This is a genomic window from Sporolactobacillus sp. BBK16-2 (assembly GCF_059878335.1).
On the sequence record NZ_CM187611.1, the window covers coordinates 3,291,852 to 3,311,093 of the forward strand.

Annotated in this window: 16 protein-coding genes; 8 read left to right on the top strand and 8 right to left on the bottom strand. The window is 45.2% G+C overall.

The features are described 5' to 3' along the window. Window positions 1–32: 32 nt before the first annotated feature. Window positions 33–854: a 1,4-dihydroxy-2-naphthoyl-CoA synthase gene (menB, locus tag AC6F33_RS16360; protein ID WP_500778176.1), complete on the top strand. Its 822-nt coding sequence runs from the start codon at window positions 33–35 to the stop codon at window positions 852–854. Then, window positions 851–2,344 carry an o-succinylbenzoate--CoA ligase gene (locus AC6F33_RS16365; RefSeq protein WP_500777453.1) on the top strand — a complete coding sequence of 498 codons (1,494 nt, stop codon included), beginning with the start codon at window positions 851–853 and terminating at the stop codon, window positions 2,342–2,344. Before menB ends, AC6F33_RS16365 begins: the two co-directional genes overlap by 4 nt. A gap of 22 nt (window positions 2,345–2,366) precedes the next feature. Here AC6F33_RS16365 and AC6F33_RS16370 read toward each other — a convergent pair whose 3' ends face one another. Then, the gene (locus AC6F33_RS16370; RefSeq protein WP_255747756.1) at window positions 2,367–2,528 is read right to left on the bottom strand and encodes a hypothetical protein; all 162 of its coding nucleotides are present in this window, start codon (window positions 2,526–2,528) and stop codon (window positions 2,367–2,369) included. 249 nt (window positions 2,529–2,777) lie between these two features. On the opposite strand from AC6F33_RS16370, the gene AC6F33_RS16375 reads away from it, so the two are divergent. Genes AC6F33_RS16375 through AC6F33_RS16385 form a run of 3 tightly spaced genes read left to right on the top strand, consistent with a single transcriptional unit; the run spans window position 2,778 to window position 5,236 of the window. After that, window positions 2,778–3,260, top strand: coding sequence for a PH domain-containing protein (locus AC6F33_RS16375; RefSeq protein WP_500777454.1), 483 nt, complete (start codon window positions 2,778–2,780; stop codon window positions 3,258–3,260). Beyond that, window positions 3,250–4,689 carry a PH domain-containing protein gene (locus AC6F33_RS16380; protein WP_500777455.1) on the top strand — a complete coding sequence of 480 codons (1,440 nt, stop codon included), beginning with the start codon at window positions 3,250–3,252 and terminating at the stop codon, window positions 4,687–4,689. Before AC6F33_RS16375 ends, AC6F33_RS16380 begins: the two co-directional genes overlap by 11 nt. Before the next feature lie 22 nt (window positions 4,690–4,711). Beyond that, window positions 4,712–5,236, top strand: coding sequence for a CcdC protein domain-containing protein (locus tag AC6F33_RS16385; protein WP_500777456.1), 525 nt, complete (start codon window positions 4,712–4,714; stop codon window positions 5,234–5,236). Window positions 5,237–5,316: 80 nt separating this feature from the next. Here AC6F33_RS16385 and AC6F33_RS16390 read toward each other — a convergent pair whose 3' ends face one another. Both AC6F33_RS16390 and AC6F33_RS16395 read right to left on the bottom strand, forming a co-directional pair. Beyond that, window positions 5,317–6,018 carry a uracil-DNA glycosylase gene (locus AC6F33_RS16390; protein ID WP_500777457.1) on the bottom strand — a complete coding sequence of 234 codons (702 nt, stop codon included), beginning with the start codon at window positions 6,016–6,018 and terminating at the stop codon, window positions 5,317–5,319. Between the two features lie 52 nt (window positions 6,019–6,070). After that, window positions 6,071–7,636 (bottom strand): bifunctional metallophosphatase/5'-nucleotidase, encoded by a 1,566-nt coding sequence (locus AC6F33_RS16395; RefSeq protein WP_500777458.1) that lies wholly within the window; start codon window positions 7,634–7,636, stop codon window positions 6,071–6,073. Between the two features lie 226 nt (window positions 7,637–7,862). Between AC6F33_RS16395 and AC6F33_RS16400 the strand changes: the two genes are divergently transcribed. Beyond that, window positions 7,863–8,783, top strand: a complete 921-nt coding sequence (locus tag AC6F33_RS16400; protein ID WP_255747762.1) for a phosphate/phosphite/phosphonate ABC transporter substrate-binding protein — start codon at window positions 7,863–7,865, stop codon at window positions 8,781–8,783. Between the two features lie 464 nt (window positions 8,784–9,247). Here AC6F33_RS16400 and phnE (AC6F33_RS16405) read toward each other — a convergent pair whose 3' ends face one another. Genes phnE (AC6F33_RS16405) through phnC form a run of 3 tightly spaced genes read right to left on the bottom strand, consistent with a single transcriptional unit; the run spans window position 9,248 to window position 11,588 of the window. Further along, on the bottom strand, window positions 9,248–10,048 hold the full coding sequence (gene phnE / locus AC6F33_RS16405) for a phosphonate ABC transporter, permease protein PhnE (protein ID WP_255747763.1): 801 nt from the start codon (window positions 10,046–10,048) through the stop codon (window positions 9,248–9,250). Then, entirely contained in the window at window positions 10,045–10,821 is a 777-nt protein-coding gene (phnE, locus tag AC6F33_RS16410) for a phosphonate ABC transporter, permease protein PhnE (protein ID WP_255747764.1), read from the bottom strand. The genes phnE (AC6F33_RS16405) and phnE (AC6F33_RS16410) overlap by 4 nt, the downstream gene beginning before the upstream one ends. Next, on the bottom strand, window positions 10,818–11,588 hold the full coding sequence (phnC, locus tag AC6F33_RS16415; RefSeq protein ID WP_255747932.1) for a phosphonate ABC transporter ATP-binding protein: 771 nt from the start codon (window positions 11,586–11,588) through the stop codon (window positions 10,818–10,820). The genes phnE (AC6F33_RS16410) and phnC overlap by 4 nt, the downstream gene beginning before the upstream one ends. A gap of 306 nt (window positions 11,589–11,894) precedes the next feature. On the opposite strand from phnC, the gene AC6F33_RS16420 reads away from it, so the two are divergent. Both AC6F33_RS16420 and AC6F33_RS16425 read left to right on the top strand, forming a co-directional pair. Then, window positions 11,895–13,916, top strand: a complete 2,022-nt coding sequence (locus AC6F33_RS16420; RefSeq protein ID WP_500777459.1) for a penicillin-binding transpeptidase domain-containing protein — start codon at window positions 11,895–11,897, stop codon at window positions 13,914–13,916. A gap of 170 nt (window positions 13,917–14,086) precedes the next feature. After that, window positions 14,087–14,980, top strand: a complete 894-nt coding sequence (locus tag AC6F33_RS16425; RefSeq protein ID WP_480948213.1) for an effector binding domain-containing protein — start codon at window positions 14,087–14,089, stop codon at window positions 14,978–14,980. A 134-nt stretch (window positions 14,981–15,114) separates the two neighbouring features. On the opposite strand, the gene ptsP is transcribed toward AC6F33_RS16425, so the two are convergent. Together ptsP and AC6F33_RS16435 are read right to left on the bottom strand one after the other, a co-directional pair. Next, a complete protein-coding gene (gene ptsP, locus AC6F33_RS16430) occupies window positions 15,115–16,833 on the bottom strand; it encodes a phosphoenolpyruvate--protein phosphotransferase (RefSeq protein ID WP_255747767.1) in 1,719 nt (572 codons plus the stop codon). A gap of 441 nt (window positions 16,834–17,274) precedes the next feature. Continuing rightward, entirely contained in the window at window positions 17,275–19,194 is a 1,920-nt protein-coding gene (locus AC6F33_RS16435; protein WP_255747768.1) for a PTS fructose transporter subunit IIABC, read from the bottom strand. Between the last annotated feature and the right edge of the window lie 48 nt (window positions 19,195–19,242).

Genomic DNA, 19,242 nt, shown 5'->3' on the forward strand with positions numbered 1-19,242 from the left:
TCAACCTATTACTTAGAAAGCCGGGTGAACTCATGTCCTCAATTGAGTGGAAAAAAGTGAAAGACTATGAAGACATTTTCTTCGAAACCTACGAAGGAATTGCAAAAATTACAATTAATCGACCGCATGTCCGCAATGCGTTTACACCGAATACAGTAGTTGAAATGATTGACGCATTTGCTTGGGCACGTGATGATGCATCAATCGGCGTCATTATCCTTACCGGTGCCGGAACGAAGGCATTCTGTTCCGGTGGCGATCAGAAGGTGCGCGGCAATGGCGGTTATGTAGGAAAAGACAATATTCCACGTTTGAATGTGCTTGATCTGCAGCACCTGATTCGTATCATTCCAAAGCCGGTCATCGCGATGGTTGCCGGCTATGCCATTGGTGGTGGAAATGTGCTTCAAGTCGTGTGCGACTTAACGATTGCCGCTGATAACGCAATCTTTGGACAAACCGGTCCGAAAGTCGGCAGCTTCGATGCAGGTTACGGCGCAGGCTACTTAGCGCGGATTGTCGGTCATAAAAAAGCGCGTGAAATCTGGTATTTGTGCCGCCAGTATAACGCGCAGCAGGCCTTGGACATGGGACTTGTCAACACGGTTGTCCCGCTCGACCAGCTTGAAGAAGAAACCGTAAAATGGGCGCGCGAAATGCTGTCGAAGAGTGCCACAGCGCTCAGATTTCTCAAAGCGTCGTTTAATGCGGATACGGACGGACTCGCGGGTCTCCAGCAATTCGGCGGAGACGCGACGCTTCTTTACTACACAACCGACGAAGCGAAAGAAGGACGCGATGCCTTCAAGGAGAAGCGCGATCCTGATTTCAGCAGATTCCCTAAGTTCCCATGATCTCAGATACACGGCCGTCCATGCCGCAGTGGCTTAACCAACGGGCGCGACTGACTCCGGATCGGATCGCATTCGAAACGGAGAATGAGCAGCTCACGTTCAAGCAACTGCTCGCGCGCGTCCGCCAAGCAGCATCAGTGCTTCGATCAGCCGGGGTTCACCCTACTGAACACGTCGCGTCGCTTCAAGGCAACACGCTCGCCTGTGCCGTCACAGTACACGCGCTTATGATGCTTGGCGCGGTTATGGTACCTCTGAATACCCGATTATCTGTGGACGAGCTTGCCGGACAAATTGAGGATAGCGGCTGTCAACGCCTAATCACGGATCAGAAGTACGAACAAAAGGCAGCGCAAGCTATCGAACAAATCAACTGCGCGCTCATTCATACAGATAAATGGATAGAATGCGACCCCTTGCCGGACGATTTCGATACAGAAATCCAGTTAGGAAATCCATGCACGGTTATTTTCACCTCAGGTACAACCGGACATCCAAAAGGAGTCGTGCTCACCTATGGGAACCATTGGTGGAATGCGAATGCCTCTCTAATTAATCTCGGACTTACACCTGATGACAAGTGGCTCTGCTGCGTCCCGCTTTTCCATGTCAGCGGCCTATCCATTTTAATGAAAAGTGTGATTTACGGTATGCCGGTATATCTGCAGGAAAAATTTGAACCGCAGGCCGTCAATCAATTAATTACGGATGGCGGAATCACACATATCTCCGTCGTTGCCTCAATGCTGCAGCGAATGATGGACGAGCTTGATGATCATTTTCCCTATCCAAAAACTCTGCGCTGCATCCTGCTCGGCGGCGGGCCTGTGCCCAAATCATTGCTTCAGCGTTGTCTCGATCAAGAGATGCCCATCTATCAAACGTACGGCATGAGTGAAACCGCCTCGCAAGCGGTCACTTTGCCGCCTGAGTATATGCTTGAAAAAGCGGGTTCGGCGGGACAGCCGCTTTTTCCGCTCCAAGTTCGCATCTCAGCGGCAGCACCCAATGAGCCTGGAGAAATTTTGATTAAAGGACCAACCGTTTTCAGCCACTATTTAAATAATCCTGAAGCAACCCATGAGGCTTTTGACGGTGAATGGTTTCACTCAGGTGATATTGGTTATCTGGATGAGGATGGATTTCTGTTCGTTCTGGATCGCCGAAAAGATTTGATCATTTCCGGTGGGGAAAATGTTTATCCTGCTGAAGTTGAATCCGTTTTAAATGGTTGCGCGGGGATTTTGAGAGCCGGAGTGATTGGTGTTCCGGATACGCAATGGGGACGCGTTCCCATCGCTTTCGTCAGCTTTAAAGAAGGCACTGGTTTTTCCGAATCAGAACTCATCAACGAATGTAAGCAACATTTAGCATCTTACAAGGTGCCAAAGCGTATTTTTACTCTGGCGGAATTGCCTGAGAACGCTTCGCACAAACTGCTCAGGCGCAAGCTTTATGAAGAATATGAGAAAATGAATAGCATTAAATAAAAACCGGGACAAGCCCGGTTTTTTATTTTAGCAATGAACGATCTCTAGCGATTGGAATCTCACGGACAACAATTTCTGCGTGGCAGACCGGACAGTGAATTTTTTTTACGGCCCACTCGCTTGAACGATGTACACGCATGTCCGCTCCACTTTGGTAACCATTATAGTGATGACATGTATCCATGACTGTTTCCTCCCTTCATTATCTGCTATACCCGCATTAAACCAATTTTCATGGATAACATCGTTATTTCCAGCACTTTCCTGTCTGTATCGATTACGACATAAATATGCCACAAATACCACTTATTTCCTTTTAAGATCATTTATTCGGTCATGTTATACTTTTACTAGATAGAAAAAATTGACTGTTGCACGAGCCTTCCAAAAAGGGTCAAATACTGCCTCAGTATCAATGAAAGGTGGGAACTATTTGGAAAAAAGACAACTCAATCCTAGAATTCTAACGATTTGGCGCCAAAGGGCAATTATGACACATCTCATTGTTTGGCTAATTATCGGCGGGTTCGTCACAAGTATCTTCTTTTTTGACTGGCCGCACTTCCTGTTCTATATTGCCGGCGCTCTAGCCGCGCTCAACATTCTCCAGCTGATCCTTTACATGTTTGTTTTTCCAAGCATCAATTACCGAACGTTTTTCTATGCAATTAGACAAGAGGATCTATTAATTCAAGATGGCATTTTTATCATTACTCAGACTGTTATTCCGTTTACCCGCGTGCAAAATGTAGAGACCGAACAAGGACCGCTGCTGCGCAAGCATCACCTGACTGCCGTATCCGTCACGACTGCGGCCGGTGAGCATGAAATTCCGGCTTTGGAAGAGTCCGATGCACTCGCTCTTCGCGATCAAATAGCGGAGTTGATTAAGGAGAATCCTGCCAATGAAATCTAAAGGCAAACATCTCCATTTCTTCGCAATAATCAGTGATGCCGTCTCAACACTGTGGAGCATCATCGTTCCGCTCGGCTTCGGCTTTGCATGGGGGATGCGTCATCTCGGTCAAATTACCGGCTATGCCCTCATCATTCTGCTTATTATTATTGTCTTTAACTTTTTTAAATGGCTGCGGTTCAAATATGAATTCGTCGATGATCAATTTCATATCCGTTCAGGGGTTTTAGTGCGCAGCGACCGTTACATTCGCATTCAGAGAATTCAATCGGTGCAGATCAAAACGAATCTGCTGCTTCGTCTGCTCGGCGTTGTTCAATTAAAATTCGACACCGCGGATCAAGCTTCCAAAGGCGACATGGTTCTATCCGCGCTCAAGCTTGAGGAAGCGGAGAAAATCAAGGCAGAGGTCAGCCGTGGAAAAACGCAGAAGTCGATCATCTTTGCTGTCGAAGACCCTACCGAGGCTCCAAAGGTCGTTGATGACTCACCAAAAAAAGTCTATGCGCTCTCCGGAAAACGGCTGCTCGGCGCCTCGCTGCTCACCTCTAAAGTCGGTGTCGTACTTGCGGCAGTATTTGGTCTTTGGTCACAGGCCGATGACTTTATACCCGACAGCATCCAAGGGCAGTCATTAAGCTACCTGGAACATGCTTCGCTGGTCGGAATGATCATCATCATCGGTATGGTGATTCTTATGCTTTGGCTTGTTTCTTTAGTCAGCGCGCTGCTTCGCTGGGGCTTCTTCAAACTTTCCGTGCATGAAGGAGAATGGCGAATCCATCGCGGCGTGTGGGAGACCAGCGATGAAACCTATAAAACCGACCGAGTTCAAGCAATACGTATCAAAGAACAATGGCTGCAGCAATTATTCGGTTGGTGTACGGTCTATGCTGATTGCAGCGGTAGTATTGATTTGGAGAAAAGCAACGGCGGATCAGTTCTCGTCTTCCCGCTCCTTCGAAAAAAGGAATTGCCGAATTTCCTTGAAACAGCCATTCCCAGATTCGCCGGACCGATCGAATGCCATCCATTACCCATGCGTGGCACGCTCTACCGCATGATTCTGCCGGCAATCTTTTGGTTTGGTTTATGCTCCATGCTTACTTGGCGGCTGGACTGGGGAAAATACTCACTTATTGCCCTGCCGTTCATTCTTGCCTATTTCTGGTTTAAGAATCGCTCAGAAGGCTGGGCACTCATGGACAAACGACTCATTGCGATCAACCGATGGCTGACAAAAACCACCACAATTACACGAAAAGAACATATTCAATCGTTTGCGAAAAGTCAGTCGCGGATCCAAAAGAAGCTTCATTTATCAACGTGCTCGGCAACCATTCGTGCATCCACAGCGGAAATCATTACCATTCATCAACTCGATGAAACAGATGCGGACAAGTTATTTCAATGGTTTAGAAGAAAATGAGTCTCAGGGGAGGAACCTGCCAATGAATAACTATTTTTGGATTATAATGACCGTGGTCATTTTGTTTGCTCTCTACCGCCGCATTCGCCGTAACATTGGCTGGCAGCTTTTTAAAGTCAGGCGCATGATGATTCGACTATCACTGTGCACAATAATTGGTTTATTTTTTCTTTTAGGCAGCTTCTCTCATCCGATCAGTTTTATTTCGGATCTTATCGGGTTACTGGCCGGAGCATCTCTGGCTTATTACAGTTCAAAGGTGACACAGCTGGAGCATCGGAATGATCGTTGGCATTACCGGACCAATGTATGGATCGGAGGTTTGGTCAGTGCTCTATTTATCGGCCGACTTCTTTACAGATTCTATGAAGTTTATTCGAGCGGCGTACTCCAAGGAAGTACCGTCACCGCGCGGCAGCTGAATACGAACAGCACATGGACAGCCGGCTTGCTCCTAATCATGTTTGCCTATTACGTTGTCTATTATCTTCTGCTCCTAATCAAGCAAAAACAAGTCAGTCGCGCTTTAGAAAGTGCCGATCAATAATACTTGAATCTTTAACCCAATGAGGTAATGTTTCTGTAAAACAACAGTCCGCCGAGGCGAATCGCCTTGACGGACTGTTTTCATGACTTAGAAAGTTCCGGTTCTTCAATGGAAACCTGCCAGTTAATCGGTGCTTCGCCAACCGATTCCAGGAACTGATTGGTTCGCGAAAAAGGATGACTGCCGAAGAAGCCGTAACGAGCAGAAAAAGGGCTCGGATGCGGCGATTTAATGATGAAATGCTGTTTATTGGTGATCAATTCTTCCTTCGCCTGAGCATTCCGCCCCCAAAGAATGAACACGATCGGCTGCTGCCGCTCGTTCAAATCGCGGATCACAGCATCGGTGAACTGTTCCCAGCCCATCCCTTTATGCGAATTGGCAGCACCACGACGAACGGAAAGCACGGTGTTGAGCAGCAGCACGCCTTGGCGCGCCCATTCGATCAGGCATCCGTGTTTCGGAATCTCGCAGCCGAGATCATCCTTTAATTCTTTAAAAATATTTTGCAGCGACGGCGGCTGTCTCACGCCGGGCATAACTGAAAAGCTGAGCCCATGCGCCTGACCCGGTTCATGGTAAGGGTCCTGCCCCAGGATAACCACCTTCACCTTTTCGTATGGCGTGTAATTAAGGGCATTGAAAAGATCGTACATATCAGGATAAATGGTTTTCGTCGTATACTCTTCTTTGAGAAACTGCCGCAGCTTCTGATAGTAATCCTTTTCAAATTCCGGCTTCAGCAAGGGTTCCCAGTCATTTTTCAAAATGTGCTTTTCCAATTTTGTGCACCTCTCTGGTTATGATGAGCGCTAATCGCTAAAGGGTCTTCTATTAATAAATAAGCTTCCAGTTATGATCAACGGTTGCCTTAATTACTTTTTTCTCAAGCACTTCATTGGCAATCAGTTCCGTCACATCAACCGGAATGTCCTTGACAACCGGCTTGTTGCAGAACATGAAATAATCACCGCCGCCGACCGCACGGTAATTGTTCATCACCACATCGTACTGTCCGTCCATTTTCACCGGAGTTCCATGATAGTTCAGTTTAACGACACGTTCTCCCGCGGGACGTGAGATGTCGATGATATAGTTAATGCCTTCCCACATATCATAGTTGTAATGCTGCGGTTTCGGATCGGTAAATGCCTTGCTGACCTTAATTGGACCCCCGGTATACGTCTCGAAATAGGAGGCTGAACGTTCGAGTGCGTCCAGCATATCCTGTCCGCTGATCCGCAGTACGCGCAGGGTGTTCGGATAGATGTAATTTGCGACGATGTCGCGCATCGACACATTCTCAGGCATCCCTGGTGACTCGTTATTAAAAAGTGCGGTTGAACTGATATCCGCACCGGATGCTTTCATTTGAAGCCGATTAATAAATTCAATCAGCGGATGATCTTGAGTACGCACCTTCATCGGATCGCGAACAAGCATATCGCCTTCAATCTTGCCAAGCGGATGATCCAGCCAGGTCTGCGCATCTTTTTCATAGGCATCCACATAACTGAGAAGCTGCGTATCTGCCTCTATTCCCTGGACGGGAAGGAGTTCGGATTTTTTCGATGTGATTTGCCAACCTTCAGCGACATTCTCCAATTGGATAGTTACTTTTCCCAAATGTGTGCCGTTGCATCCTGGCTGAATGACAGTCACTCCGTTAATTGTCTTTCCATAGATCATCCGATGCTGGTGTCCTGTAAGCAATACATCGATGTTCGGCACATCCTGACAAATTTGGTACGCTTGATTTTCGCCCTTCAATTCTTCAATCGCTTCGCCTGTATCCAAATCGCGTCCGAATCCGCCGTGATAAGATAAAATCACGACGTCCGCTTTCTCCTCATTTTTTAAAAACGGAACCCATTTATTGGCCGTATCCACCGGATCATCAAAGCGCATACCTTTAATGTGTTCCGGTTTCTCCCAGTTCGGAACATACTTCGTTGTCAGACCCAAGACAGCAACGCGAAGACCTTGAGCATAGTTTTTTATGATATAAGGTGTGCCAAAGAACGGTTCACCTGTTGATTCACGAACAATATTAGCAGCCAGCCATGGAAAGTCAGAGGCAGCAACCGCCCGATTCAGCACATCACTTCCAAAATTAAACTCGTGATTGCCAAATACCGCACAATCATAATTAAGCTTATTCGCAATAACCGCCATCGGATTAGGACGTTTATGATCAAATCGCGCATAATAATAAAGCAGCGGTGTACCTTGGATCATGTCGCCATTATCCACTAGTAAAGTACACGGATTCTCAGTACGCTCTTTATAAATAAGTGTGGCAATTTTCCCCATCCCAACATCCTTCGGACTGTTATCTGCGTATCGAATGGGGTAGATGCTCCCATGAACATCGCTTGTCTCCAAAATAACTAGTTTCATCGTCTCAGTGTCACCTCTCGTTCCACTACCATACTAACATGCTATGAACGATTTGCGTCAAAAAAAATACCCTTACATAAAATCATCAAAAAAGTGAGAAATTACACGTCAATGTAAAAAATTTGATAACTTTGTCACATTTAGTATTCTTTTGGAAAAAAATGAATTATGATTGATGAAGACGTTTTATGTCTACATCATTTAAACCCTCGGAGGCGATTTTTTTATGTTCAAGAAAAGCTTCACACTGTTTCTCGCTCTCGGTCTTATCGTTAGTATTCTAGCTGGATGCGGAAACAGCAACTCTGCCGAAAAATCCAAATCATATGTGCCTAAAAAGCTGGTCATCGGATTTGTTCCTTCTTCAAACGCAGATACCCTCGAAGCAAAAGCGAAACCACTTGGAGATCTTCTCTCTAAGAAACTCGGTATTCCGGTAAAGGTTCAAGTTACTACCGACTATAACGGCGTTATTGAAGCTATGTCATCAAAGAAAATGGACATCGGATTCTTGCCTCCTACCAGCTACGTTCTTGCCCATGAAAAAGGTTATGCAGACGTATTGCTGCAAGCACAGCGCTATGGTGTCAATCCAAAAGACGGATCAAATACAACTGAAAAAGTAGACTACTACTATTCTGGTATGCTTGTACGAAATGACTCAGGAATTAAATCAATCAAAGACTTGAAGGGTAAAAAAATTGGTTGGCAGGATGCTACGTCAACTGCCGGTTATGTATTCCCTGCTGTTGCAATGAAGAAAGCAGGAGTTGATCCGCAGAAAGATGTTACCGGTGTAACTCTTCAAGGTCATGATAAAGGCGTTCTGGCTGTTCTTAATAAAGATGTTGATGCAGCACCGGTATTCGTAGATGCGCGTAACATTGTTAAAGCCGAAAACCCGAATGTATTCAAAGACACACACTATCTCTTCCAAACAGAAAAAATTCCAAACGATACAATCAGTGTACGTCCGGATATGTCTAAGAAATGGCAGAAAAAAATCTCTGATGCATTTGTTTCGATCGGCAAAGATCCTGAAGGCGAAAAAGTCATCTATGCTATTTACAGCCATGTTGGCTATGCACCTTCCAAGGACTCAAACTTTGACACCGTTCGTAAATACAACAAAGAAATCGGCGAATAAACACAATAAAGCAAAAACAGCCCCGGTTCACTGCTTAGGCAGCTCGCCGGGGTTTTATTTTACACAAACAATAAAGTATAAAGATTTAACGGAATTTAGTGTAAGTGGTCCGGTAAAACGCCGCGTCCTGCGGCTCACCGTACCTAGGCCATCCATGGTCGTCGCAACTAAGCCTTCATCTTTATCAGAAGCTTGACGAAGCCAAGTTTTCTAATGTTTAAATATTGATAGGTTTAATCTAAGAAACTATAAAAAGCAAGGTCAAAGACGACTCATCGTCTCCAGCCTTGCTTTTATCTCATTACCGAACTTCATTCGTTTCAACTTTTCGTGATTCCGTTTCAACTTTTTTTCCGATTCGTTACAAGTCCGGACATCCGCACATCTTACGAGTTATTGCACCTCTTTCGTCAACGATGCAATAAACTATAATTTTTCTTTATCGGACAGAAAATATGTTTCAATTAGACCAATCGTTTGCGGATCGCACCCGAGATCAAGTCAATAATTGATACCATAACGATGATACCGAGCAGAATAACACCGACTCGATCCCAACGATGCGCGTTCAGTGCAAAGATGAGCGGGGCACCGATACCACCGGCGCCAACCATACCCAAGATAGCCGCGGAACGAACACTGATTTCAAAACGATAAAGCGTATATGAGAAGAATTGTGGCATGACCTGCGGGACAATCGCAAACCATAAGGTCTGAAATTTATTTGCACCACATGCCCGCAACGCCTCTGCAGCGCTAAAATCCATATCTTCAATGGATTCGCCAAACAACTTGCCTAACATACCGATTGAGTGAAAGCCCAGCGCAAGTACGCCGGCAAAGGCTCCCAGACCAACAGCTTTAATAAACAGAAGTGCCATGATTAATTCCGGAAATACACGAATCGCACTCAGAAAGATCTTTCCTGCCGAGGAAACAAAACGATAGCGGTTCATGTTTCTCGCTGCCCAGAATGCAAAGGGAACGCAAAGAATTGCGGAAATAAATGTACCAAGAACGGCGATATTAAAGGTTTCAAGTAATGCATGCAGTAAATCTTCACCGCCAGGCTGGCTGACATAGCCCCAATCAGGATGAGACATGCCGGAAAAAATAGCCTTAGCTGCTTGCAAAGCGGTTGGTTTTAATTCGAAATTTTTGAAGAAACCCGTAAATGCCCAAACATAGATAATAAGCACAATAAGAGCAATCGTCCAATTTCTGAGACGCTTCATAAGAGGTTTTTTCATCGTTGTATTCATCATATCAGCTTCTCCCGAATTCTATTGCTGAGTCCGTCAATGATCAAGACAACAACAAAGGTGTAGAGGATAATCGACATGACACGGTCGTATTGAAGAAAACCGAGTGTCCGGCTGAGATACAGTCCTATACCGCCGGCACCGACGTAACCGAGAATCGTTGCCGCACGCACATTGATTTCAAAACAGTAGAGGAAATAGGACATATATGGAGCAACTACTTGCGGGATAACACCGAGAAAAATCCACTGTAATTTATTTGCGCCAACGGCAGTCATCGCTTCAAGCGGGCCCTTGTCAATCGCCTCGATCGACTCGTAGGCAAGCTTGGCTATAACCCCAAAAGAAAAGACAGCCAGAGCAAATATTCCGGATACAAAACCAATGCCGAAGATCGGAACAAACAATGCCGCAAGTAGCAGTTCCGGTATCGTTCGTATTAAATTCATGACAAATCGGAAGGGAATAGCAATCCATCCTTTTTTCACAATATTTCGTGAAGCAAACAACGCAAAAGGAATCGCGACGATCCCGCCGAAGGTCGTTCCGAGCACCGCCATTCGAATCGTCTCCAGCATGGCCGAGGTTACATAGTTAAAATAGCTCCAATCGGGCGGAAACATTTGTGCGAGCAACGCACCCATATTCGATAAATTTGAAAAAAGTTCAACCAGCGACACTCCCGTCTGCTTCGAAGCACTCCAAATAAGCAGAATAAAAAATAGTATGATCAGACTTAGCTTGAGCTTCGCTACTCTCCGTTTTGCTAGATTCACCGACTATTCGCCTCCGCTCCCTGCCCTTTGCCGGAGCGTTGATAGATTTGATCGAACGTTTCATCAACTGCCTCGTCCACAGAACCGTCAAAGACAACTTCACCGGCGCGAATGCCGATAATACGCGTCGCATATTTCTTTGCCAAATCAACGGAGTGCAAATTGACGACCGTTGTAATGCCAAGTTCTAGATTCACGCGTTTCAAATCATCAAGAACCTGAACCGTTGTCACAGGGTCCAGGGACGCAACTGGTTCGTCAGCGAGAATAATAGTCGCCTCTTGGGCTAATGCGCGTGCAATCGACACACGCTGCTGCTGGCCGCCGGAGAGTTCATCTGCTCGAGAATAAGCCTTTTCTTTAATATTTACACGATCCAGCGCCGACAATGCCAGCGTAACATCCTGTTTCGGCCAAAGGCCAAGAATCGTCCGAAGCGTTGAATGATAGCCAACCCTTCCCGACAGGACATTCTTCAAAACTGAGGAACGTTTTACGAGATTAAAATTTTGGAAGATCATGCCGATATCGCGCCTCATGCGCAAGAGCCGCTTGCCTTTTGCCCTTGTGATCGAATTTCCTTTAATCACGATTTCCCCTTCAGTGATCTCATTCAAACGGTTAATTGAACGTAACAGCGTCGACTTTCCGGCGCCGGATAGACCAACAATGACAACAAATTCCCCTTTATCAATCGATAAATTGACATGCTTTAGTCCTTGAGTACCGTTTGGATATGTTTTCGATACATTCTTGAACTCGATCACTTTTTCCATATTGCTCGATCACTCACTTCCATTTTCATTTAAAACGAATAAATTATAATGACTATTCATGTCAAAATCATGATCATTATACGCAAAATACTAGATAAAATCTATGTTTTCAACCAGATTATACATTTTTTACAGAGTTTTAAAATTGTTATTAGCAAGTTTATCGGCATTTCGACATTCTATCCTATATAATAAGAATTGAGTAGCTAGTTGGACAACCCGCATGGAATCAGTATTGCTGGAATATATATGAGATGAATTGACCCCGTTCCGAACTTTATGGAGGTGTTTCCCTTAATGAATAAATATCAATTTAAGCTCCCCGTCCTCTTGATCATTTTCGCTGTCTTACTTCTCACACTCTCATCTTGCGGAAATCAGCCGACAGCAAAGGATCGTATGGAAGACTATGTCAAAGCATGGCAGAAACAAGACTTTTCCAAAATGTATAACTTTCTTTCAAACCAATCGCAAAAAAGCGTTAGCAAAACAGACTTTGTTTCCAGATACAAACGAATTTATGATGCAATAGAAGCAGGAAAATTGAAAACCAGCATTAAAGAAAACACGAAAAAAGAAGGAATTGTGCAGCTGAATGCAACGCTCAATACGGTAGCCGGCCCGGTAAAATTTTCTCAATCGGTACAATTAAAGGAAGAGAAACGTAAGGAAAAGCAGAATTGGTACGTCAGCTGGAAACCGAGCATGATTCTTCCGGGTATGAGCACCGGTTCCAAAATACGTGTCGATACGTTGGCCAGTACGCGCGGAGAAATCGTCGACCGCAACGGCAAACCATTGGCGATCAATGGAACTGCCGATCGGATTGATCTTATTCCCGGCAAGATGGGTTCGGACAGTGACAAGGCAGCCACAATCAAAAAATTGACCGAGCTGCTTGGTGTCAGCAAAGAACAAATTAATCAGGCTCTTGCCGCTTCATGGGTCAAGGTGGACAGTCTTGTTCCTATTACTACCATTGATGCGTCGAAAACCAAGCTGGTGAAAGATGTTACCGAATTGCCTGGTGTGGTTAAAACAGACGTTGCAAGCAGGGTCTATCCCGATAAAAATGCAAGTGCACATTTAACCGGATATGTTGGCAAAATGACTGCCGAGCTTTTGAAAGAGCATCCAAACGAGGGCTACAACGCCAACTCAGTGATTGGTAAAACCGGACTCGAGCTGCTGTTTGAAAAACAGCTCCGTCAGCACAATGGCGCAGCAATCCTTTTACTTGATCCAACAGGAGCAGCAGCCGGAACTATTGCGAAAAAAAATCCGGTTAACGGTAAGAATATTCAGCTGACGATCGATCGAAACGTTCAGGATGCGCTGTACGGCCAGCTTAAAAAGGATGCGGGAACCGGAGTTGCTATTGATCCGAGGAACGGCGATATACTCGGACTGGTCAGCGCACCATCCTATAATCCCAATGATTTCGTCCTTGGAATCTCATCGAGTGAGTACCAAAAATTGAGCAATGACAAGGAACAACCGTTAAGAAATCGTTTTACCGCTGCATCCGCACCCGGATCAACTTTTAAACCACTGACTGCGGCGATCGCTTTAACTCATAAAGCAATTAGTCCTGATACGCAGATTGCAATCAGCGGAAGCAAATGGCAGGAGAACAGTTCTTGGGGAGACTACTATGTCACTCGAGTCAATCATGATCCTAAGGTCAATCTGCAGACTGCGTTGTTCAAATCGGACAATATTTATTTTGCGCAGGCAGCACTCAAAATCGGCGGCTCAACTTTTGCCTCCGATGTCAAGAAATTCGGGTTTGGCGAATCCTTGCCAATTGAGTATCCGATGCGCAAATCGACCATCTCAAATGACGGAAAACTGGACAGTGAATCGCTTCTTGCCAATTCCGGATATGGTCAGGGCCAAGTCAGTGTCAACCCGCTTCATTTATCATTGATTTATTCAGCATTTGTTAATGACGGAAGCATGATCAAGCCGCGACTGATCAAAACCAATAATCCGCCAACTTTCTGGAAGAAAAATGTGATGTCTGCAGGTATTGCTCAACTGTTAAACAAGGATCTGATCCAAGTTGTTGACAATTCTTCAGGAACCGCACATGATGCGAAAATAAATGGTTTGACCATTGCCGGAAAAACAGGTACTCCGGAATTCAAACAGAAACAGGGTGAATCCGGCCGGGAAAACGGCTGGTTCGTCGCCTATAATACGGATGACCCTAAACTGATGGTCACCATGATCGTTGAAAACACCGAAAAACACGGCGGCAGCCACTATGTCACGCCTAAGGTTAAAAAGGTCTTTGAGCAAATTCTGAATAAATAGTACGTAACAGATTTATGATGTGCACCGCAAAAGTTAGGCTAAAAAACTAACTTTTGCGGTGCTTTTTGAATTCTAAAAATGCATCCTCTATAAAACTTCGCCATTTTGGAACAGCATCTTTTTGTTGCTTTGCTATACTAAGCTTACCGTACGGTTGGAGGGAATGCTTTATGGACATGACAGCAATTTTGCAAGATACTCTGGAATATGTTGACGAGCATATCACAGACGATATCAACGCAGATCATTTAGCAGCACGCGCCGGGTTTTCGACTTGGCATTTTTGTCGGCTCTTTCAATGGGGCGTTGGTTATTCAGTGATGGCCTATGTACGAAACCGCCGCCTTGCTTTTGCAGCTTATGAGCTGACTTCCGGCCGGAGAATTCTCGATATTTCTCTGAACTATGGGTTTGAGACCCACTCGGGGTTTTGTAAAGCTTTTCGTCGTTATTTCGGCTGTTCGCCTGGAACCTACCGTTTGCATGCGCATTGTGATCGTCCGTTCCCGCCAAGCATTCCCCGCACAAACAAATATTTGAATGGAGGAATTATTTTGGAACCGAGATTTGTTACCCTTTCCGCTGTAAAACTCGCAGGATTTGCCCTCAAAACGACTTCATCCGATGGAGAAAATAGTAAAGAAATACCAAACTTTTGGAACAACTATATGAATGATGGGCGTATGGAAAAGCTTCACGCCGAGGGCTTTATCAAAAAACACGATGAGTACGGTGCGTGTTTTCCGGAAGATCCTGAAACCGGTGCATTTGACTATGTCATCGGTGTTGAACCCAAGGATGACGCAACAATTCCGGATAGCTATCACGTTTGTGAATTGCCGCCTGCAACTTATGCTGTGTTTTCAACACCGGCATGCAATGCCGAAACCTTCGTGGCTGCCATTCAGGGCACTTGGAACTACATCTTTAATGAGTGGTTTGCTCAATCCGGATACGAGTATGCGCCGGGGTGTGCCGACTTCGAACTGTATGATGACCGATGCATGTCGGACACGGGAAAGATATGTGACATTTATATTCCAATAGTAAAAAAACAAAGATAAGAGCTTCATACAAAAACGGATACCTCAACTTACAGGTATCCGTATTTTGCATTGCGCCGTACCAAAAAAATATTTTAAAAAAACGGACAAGCAGCCCATAATGGGCACCTGTCCGTTTTCTTTATTACTTAGAATCAGATCATTTTTGTTTTGACGTAGTCAAGCACTTCTTCAGCCGTATCAAGGTTGAGGAATGCTTCTTTGTGTTTTGCCAAGTCTGCCTTGGACAATTTCAGCAGCTGGCTTCTTGCCGGCAGAATCGATGTGGCACTCATGCTGAATTCATCAAGACCAAGTGCGAGCAGCAATGGAATCGCGGTTGCATCGCCGGCCATTTCACCGCACATGCCTGCCCAATGTCCTTCCGCATGTGCTGCGTCAATGATTTTGCTGACAAGGCGCAGAATGGATGGGTTACATGGCTGATAAAGATAAGACACGTGCTGGTTCATTCGATCCGCAGCCATCGTGTATTGGATCAAGTCATTTGTGCCGATGCTGAAGAAATCTGCTTCCTTAGCAAAACGATCTGCCGATACAGCAGCAGCAGGAATTTCCATCATCATGCCGACCTGAAGATCATCCGAAATCTTTGTCCCGGCGTCAACGAGCTTCGCTTTCTCTTCAAGAAGAATTGCTTTTGCCTGACGGAATTCGTCAATCGTCGCAATCATCGGGAACATGATGCGCAGCTTGCCATAAGAGCTTGCTCGAAGCAAGGCGCGAAGCTGTGTACGGAAGATGTCCTGACGTTCCAGGCAGAGACGAATCGCACGGAAGCCAAGGAATGGGTTCATTTCTTCTGGAAGCGGAAGGTAGGAGAGTTTCTTATCTCCACCGATATCGAGCGTACGGATAACGACCGGTTTATTCTCCATTTTTTCTAGAACTTCTTTATACGCATCAAACTGTTCGTCTTCTGTCGGGAGTTTATCGCGGCCCATGTACAGGAACTCAGTACGATACAATCCGACTGCCTCGCCGCCGTTGTTCAATACGCCGGTCACATCGCCAGGATTGCCAATGTTTGCACCAAGAATAACATGTGCGTCGTCCTTTGTTTTCGTTGTTTCATGAACAAGCTTCTTCCATTCCTCTTGCTGTTCTTTATAAGCAGCTTGTTTCGCTTTGTATTCTTTAACTTCTTCTTCGCTTGGATCAAGAATAACTTCACCATTCAATCCGTCGATAATAGCGAGTTGTCCTTCTTTAGCCTGCGCCATAACGGTTTTTGTTCCGACGACAGCAGGAATTTCCATTGAGCGGGACATGATCGCTGAGTGCGAAGTGCGTCCGCCGATATTTGTTGCAAAGCCTTTAACATATTTGCGATTCAATTGTGCGGTATCTGAAGGTGTCAGATCTTCGGCAATGATCACCGTTTCTTCAGTGATGCTCGCCGGAGACGTGAAGGAAACACCGAGCAAATGAGCCAGCAAACGTTTGGATACGTCACGAACATCAGCCGCGCGTTCTCTCATGTATTCATTATCCTTCATGCCTTCAAACATTTGAATGAAGAAGCTTGATACATCGTCAAGTGCTGACTCAGCACTCAGACCTTCATCATCAATTTTCGATGCAACCTGACCGACAAATTCAGGATCACTTAGGAACATGAGGTGTGCGGCAAATACTTCCGCCTTGTCTTTTCCTAGTTCCCTTTCAGCCGTTTCTTTAATGGTCGTCAATTCTTTTTTGGATACTTCAAGAGCGTCGTTCAGCTTTTTCTTTTCTGCTTCTTTATCGGTAACTGTACTTCTTTCAAAGGACAGATCCGGATTTTTAAGAATGAAAGTCTTGGCAATAGCAATACCTGCGGAAGCAGCAATACCAGTAATTTTTTCTGACATCTTTTCGTTCACCCTACCCTTCAGATATAAAAAGTTCAGCGATTCATTAATCGCTCATTCTTGTCACAGCGTATACGGCCCATTTGACATCGAACCGTTCTCATCAACACTCGCAACAGGAGATCATGCTGACTTAACTTCACTTACACATACAATTGTAGGTCAAATGTATCTGCAAGAACTGATAAATCCGAAAAACCTCGAATTAATTTTCCCCAATAAACAAATGTTAGGAAAACGTAACAGTTATTATTATATCAAGAGTTTTTTCAAATTGAAAGCGAGTACAATTAATGTGTTTTATTTGTCAAAATTAACTGTATCAACTTTTTTTCTGTTTAATCATAAAAAATTAATTTATATGAAACCGCAGAGTGCAGGCGTGCTGCTCTTCTGCGGTTCATAAGCAATACTTTTAAAAAATCAAGTTACAACCAAATATTAAGCACTTTTCTGCTCTTTAAGTGGCTTTTTCCAAATGCCGTAAATAATTGCAGTGACGACCGTTCCAATGATAATTGCAAGTGCATAAAGGAACGGGTTTCCATTGCTGACCAGCGGTATAACAAAGATTCCGCCGTGCGGTGGACGAAGTCCGATGCCGAACAAAAGTGCTAACCCGCCGGCGAGTGCAGAACCGATCGTTGTTGACACCATGACCCGGATTGGATCTGCTGCCCCAAACGGAATGGCTCCTTCGGAAATAAAGGCTGCGCCAAGCACATAAGCTACTTTTCCAGCATCACGCTGAGATTTATTGAATTTATGTGCAAACAGTGTTGTGGCAAGTGCCATACCAAGCGGTGGCACCATACCGCCGGCCATAACTGCCGCCTGAGGGTAGAAGTTGCCGGCACTAATCATTGCAATGCCAAACGTAAAAGCAATTTTATTAAATGGTCCGCCAAGGTCAATACCCATCATACCGCCGAGAATCAAACCGAGCAGAACGAGATTTCCTGTGCCCATACTGTTCAACAGATGAGTCATTGCCTCCATAAAATCGCTTATCGGTTGATTAATTAGGAACATGAGTGCACCGGTAATAAAAATACCGAATACCGGATAAATCAGCACCGGTTTTAATCCATCAAGCGATTGCGGCCATTTCTGGAATGCCCATTTCACCAGTTCAACTACATAGCCTGCCAGGAATCCGGCAATCAAGCCGCCAAGAAAACCGGCATTGCTAGTCAGTGCCATCAGTCCGCCGACCATACCTGGCGCAAGTCCGGGACGATCAGCAATACTCATTGCAATAAAACCTGCCAAAATCGGTATCATCAAGTACATCGCGTTGCCGTTTCCGATAAAACTGAGCAGAGTTGGGAAATCATGAACATCCGCAACACTGGCTACATGTCTCAGTTCAACCCCGGTAAGTGATGCGATCAGATAAGAAATAGCAATCAGAATACCGCCGCCGACCACGAAGGGCAGCATATAGGTAACACCGTTCATCAGATTCTTGTATATATTTATCTTTTTTCCTTTTGATTCTTCTTCGGCAGCTGCTTTAGGAGCACTGCCGTCGCCTTGATAAACAGGCGCTTTGCCTTCGATTACTTCATTAATCAGTTCTTCCGGCTTACGGATACCATCAGTAACCGGTACCTGAACAAGCGGTTTTCCCTTAAATGGTTCTACGTCGATTTTAATACTGGCGGCAACAATAATACCCTTAGCTTTTTCGATTTCGTCCGCTTGAAGTCTGTTTTTAATTCCTGTCGAACCATTGGTCTGTACTTTAATTGATACGCCCATTTCTTTTGCTTTCTGCTTTAAGGCATCAGCAGCCATATAGGTATGCGCAATCCCGGTCGGACATCCGGTTACGGCTAACACTTCATATCCGTCCGTATTGTTTTCTGCTGCTTTTTTCTCTTCGGCAGCCACATTTTCGCTTTCTGATTCCTGCTCGTCAAACAAGGAAACTATCTCTTCGGAAGTTGCTGCATTCATCAGTTTTTCACGAAATCCTGCATCAATCAGGAAAGTCGATAAGGTCGACAGCGCTTCAAGGTGCGTAGCGTTGGCGCCGTCTGTAGCGGCGATCATGAAGAACAGGTGTGCCGGCTGTCCATCTAAAGACTGGAAGTCGACTCCTTCTTTGGAACGACCGAACGCAATTGCAGCCTCTTTAACAGCAGCTGTCTTTGAGTGAGGAATGGCAACACCGTCGCCGATTCCCGTTGTACTTTGTTCTTCGCGCTTGTCAAGAGCTGCGCGATATTCGGTCAGGTCGTTTAATTTGCCGGCCTTGTCCAGTGTTGACGCCAGTTCGTCCAATACATCTTTCTTAGTCGTGCTTTTCAAATCCAAATTAACGGTCGCTGCCGTTAACAGGTCCGTCACTTTCATTATGATTTCCCATCCTCTCTTATCTAACAATGGTTCCCAGTTGATTTT

Excerpts from the sequence above, each read along its gene's own strand:
- menB (WP_500778176.1), top strand. The coding sequence starts at position 33 with ATGTCCTCAATTGAGTGGAAAAAAGTGAAAGACTATGAAGACATTTTC.
- AC6F33_RS16365 (WP_500777453.1), top strand. The coding sequence starts at position 851 with ATGATCTCAGATACACGGCCGTCCATGCCGCAGTGGCTTAACCAACGG.
- AC6F33_RS16370 (WP_255747756.1), bottom strand. The coding sequence starts at position 2,528 with ATGGATACATGTCATCACTATAATGGTTACCAAAGTGGAGCGGACATG.
- AC6F33_RS16380 (WP_500777455.1), top strand. The coding sequence starts at position 3,250 with ATGAAATCTAAAGGCAAACATCTCCATTTCTTCGCAATAATCAGTGAT.
- AC6F33_RS16385 (WP_500777456.1), top strand. The coding sequence starts at position 4,712 with ATGAATAACTATTTTTGGATTATAATGACCGTGGTCATTTTGTTTGCT.
- AC6F33_RS16395 (WP_500777458.1), bottom strand. The coding sequence starts at position 7,636 with ATGAAACTAGTTATTTTGGAGACAAGCGATGTTCATGGGAGCATCTAC.
- AC6F33_RS16400 (WP_255747762.1), top strand. The coding sequence starts at position 7,863 with ATGTTCAAGAAAAGCTTCACACTGTTTCTCGCTCTCGGTCTTATCGTT.
- phnE (WP_255747763.1), bottom strand. The coding sequence starts at position 10,048 with ATGATGAATACAACGATGAAAAAACCTCTTATGAAGCGTCTCAGAAAT.
- AC6F33_RS16420 (WP_500777459.1), top strand. The coding sequence starts at position 11,895 with ATGAATAAATATCAATTTAAGCTCCCCGTCCTCTTGATCATTTTCGCT.
- AC6F33_RS16425 (WP_480948213.1), top strand. The coding sequence starts at position 14,087 with ATGGACATGACAGCAATTTTGCAAGATACTCTGGAATATGTTGACGAG.
- ptsP (WP_255747767.1), bottom strand. The coding sequence starts at position 16,833 with ATGTCAGAAAAAATTACTGGTATTGCTGCTTCCGCAGGTATTGCTATT.
- AC6F33_RS16435 (WP_255747768.1), bottom strand. The coding sequence starts at position 19,194 with ATGAAAGTGACGGACCTGTTAACGGCAGCGACCGTTAATTTGGATTTG.